The organism is Methylosinus sp. Ce-a6 (assembly GCF_009811655.1).
In the GTDB taxonomy this organism is placed as follows: domain Bacteria; phylum Pseudomonadota; class Alphaproteobacteria; order Rhizobiales; family Beijerinckiaceae; genus Methylosinus.
The window spans coordinates 1-949 of record NZ_BGJX01000092.1 but is presented as its reverse complement, the minus strand read 5'-3'; the positions used below and the strand labels follow the sequence as shown (position 1 = coordinate 949).

Here is a 949-nt window from a genome sequence, read left to right as displayed (position 1 = left end):
GCGCATGACCGCCGCCTGGGACGACGACTTCCTCGCAAGTCTCGTCGCCGCCTGAAATCCTTCACCCGATTCCCCTGAGTGAGATTCGGCTTCTGACCCGAAGGAGACATTCATATCCGAGACAAGCTCGGCGCTTGCAAAACCTCTACCTTTTGCAGTCGTGCTGTGCGAGAGCCTCACGGCGACGAATCACTGCGCTCCTTCCATGTCGAAACAAGGAAGGAGGCCATTGTGCCCGCGAGATTGACGGCAAGTTCCGCGTGGCGAGGCTTAGGTTTGACTGGCCGCCGCCCTCGGCCGTGCGCGTCTCCGATTTTGTTACGGATGGCGCCGAGGTGGTTCACAACAGACTGGCGGTTGCCGAGGATAGCCTTAAAGATCGGCTCCTATGCTGGGCGGGGGCCAGATTGAGGACTTCGGCGGCAAGCGCCCAGAGCTTCGGAAGGTCAGCGTCGTCAGGATAAGAGACAGACGCTTCATCGAGAACATGCTTGCAAACGGTTTCGAGCAGCATGCGTGATGCCGTAATCGCGCCTTCCGGGTCAGCCGACCGGCGGTCTAACGCTTTTTGCCATGCCGCATGCACATGGTCGGCATCGAACGCCTCGAGGGTCGCGCTGATAGGCGCGACGCCGGGGCTGCGGTCTTGGGCTTCTAGATAGTCGCGTGTCGAGAAGATCGCGCGTCGAACTGGCCAGCCTATCGAGGCGCGTCACAAGCAACACGTCGCCCTTGCCCAAGGCGGCGAGCGCTCGGCGTAGCTGGGCGCGGTCGGTCTTCGCGCCGCTCGCCTCTCCTTGAAAACCGTCTCGGCCCCGGCGGCGCATAGCGCCTTCACTTGCGCGCCAACGCTCTGGCCGTCCGTTGAAACCCGTGCGTAGCCGTAAATCATTCGTCCGCAATCCGTTCAGCGTGCGGGAGCTTCCGGGACAAAGCGCTTCACGGGAAT

The 949-nt window shown here is 62.0% G+C and carries 2 protein-coding genes; both read right to left on the bottom strand.

All coding sequences use genetic code 11. The features are described from left to right. Window positions 1-176: 176 nt before the first annotated feature. Window positions 177-368, bottom strand: coding sequence for an abortive infection family protein (locus tag Mspo_RS20370; RefSeq protein ID WP_368854819.1), 192 nt, complete (start codon window positions 366-368; stop codon window positions 177-179). Window positions 369-542: 174 nt separating this feature from the next. Next, the gene (locus tag Mspo_RS19450) at window positions 543-827 is read right to left on the bottom strand and encodes a recombinase family protein (protein WP_244613564.1); all 285 of its coding nucleotides are present in this window, start codon (window positions 825-827) and stop codon (window positions 543-545) included. Between the last annotated feature and the right edge of the window lie 122 nt (window positions 828-949).